The following is a 1,566-nucleotide window of genomic DNA, read 5'->3' as shown; positions in this document are numbered from 1 at the left end:
CCTCCAATCGTTTAGCACATTACCTGCGTTTGGAATGTGGTGTAGGAGCAGGCAGTGTAGTAGGCTTACTGTCTGGTCGTTCAACAACCACAGTCATAGCATTGCTGGGTATATTGAAGTCGGGGGCAGCTTATTTGCCTATTGATACTGATTATCCTGTAGAACGCATTCGTTATATGCTGGAAGACAGTGGTGCTGCGTTGTTGTTATGTGATAGTATAGTACCTGAGTTGAATTGTCGCCAGGAACTACTGTCAGCCGATTTGTCAGGGTATGCTGATAGTTATCCTGATTGGGAGATCAGCAGTAATGATACTGCGTATGTGATTTATACTTCAGGCTCTACAGGTCAGCCGAAAGGTGTCGCCATCAGTCATGCTTCGCTGGTGGATTATGTAGAGACCTTCAGTGAATATTTTGGAGTAAACAGAGCTGATATAGTATTGCATCAATCCTCATTATCGTTTGATACAGCGGTGGAGGAGTTATATCCCATATTAAGTGCAGGAGGGGAGTTGGTGATAGCCCGGGAAGGCGGTAAGGCGGTGTCTGCTATGTGCGAGTTGATCCGCTGTCATAGAGTAACGATATTAAGTACAACGCCACTTGTAATTGGAGAGATCAATCATGGAGGGTATGATTTATCGAGCCTGAGAACACTGATCAGTGGGGGAGATGAAATAAGGGTTGGGCAAATAGATAAGCTGCCGTTGTCGCTGGACATCTATAACACCTATGGCCCTTCAGAGAGTACGGTATGTGCCACTTATCATAAAATAGAAGATCGTTCAAAGGCAGTACTACTGGGTCGTCCGATCCGTAATCGTGCTGTATATATCATGGATAGGCAGGGGCGTTTACAACCTGCCGGCGTGAGAGGAGAGATCGTTCTTGGAGGTACAGGTATCAGCAAGGGTTATCTGCATCGTGAAGCATTAAACAAGGAGCGGTTTATATCCAATGAGTATGGTACCGGAATGTTATACCGTACAGGAGATCAGGGCTGGTGGACAGCCGAAGGAGAGCTTGTATTTGGTGGTCGTATTGATACACAACTGAAGCTGCGGGGTTATCGGATAGAACCCGGAGAAATAGAGCATGTGCTGCTGGGATATATTGGAATAGAAGGCAGTGTGGTAGTACCGGTGGAAATAGGAGGCGTATTACAGCTGGTAGGTTACTATAGTGGTCAGACAGTTAGTGCTGAATCATTAAGAGCTTATTTGTTGTCATTGTTACCCTGGTACATGGTACCCGCTCACCTGGTATGTTTGGAACAATTGCCTCGTACGGTGAATGGTAAGATAGATCGGGAGCGGTTACCATTCCCTGAAGTGGGAGAAACCACCTTGCCTGAAGGAGAACAAGAAGTGTTACTGGCCGTTATCTGGCAAGAAGAACTAGGGAAAGCTGTCATTCATCGTGGAGATAATTTCTTTGCCCTGGGAGGTCATTCCTTATCAGCCGTGAGGGTGTTATCCCGTGTTTATGAGCAGACAGGCGTACGATTGGAGTTACGCGATCTGTTCCTTCACCCCGAATTACATGCCCTTGCATTGTTACTGG

The 1,566-nt window shown here is 46.4% G+C and carries 1 protein-coding gene; it reads left to right on the top strand.

Annotation, left to right across the window (positions count from 1 at the left end; all coding sequences use genetic code 11):
- On the top strand, positions 1-1,566 hold a 1,566-nt coding region (locus CLV42_RS33605; RefSeq protein ID WP_146154561.1), incomplete at both ends, for a non-ribosomal peptide synthetase.

Origin of the sequence: Chitinophaga ginsengisoli (genome assembly GCF_003014595.1) — a bacterium.
GTDB classification, from domain to species: domain Bacteria; phylum Bacteroidota; class Bacteroidia; order Chitinophagales; family Chitinophagaceae; genus Chitinophaga; species Chitinophaga ginsengisoli.
This window is presented reverse-complemented; position numbering and strand designations above follow the sequence as displayed.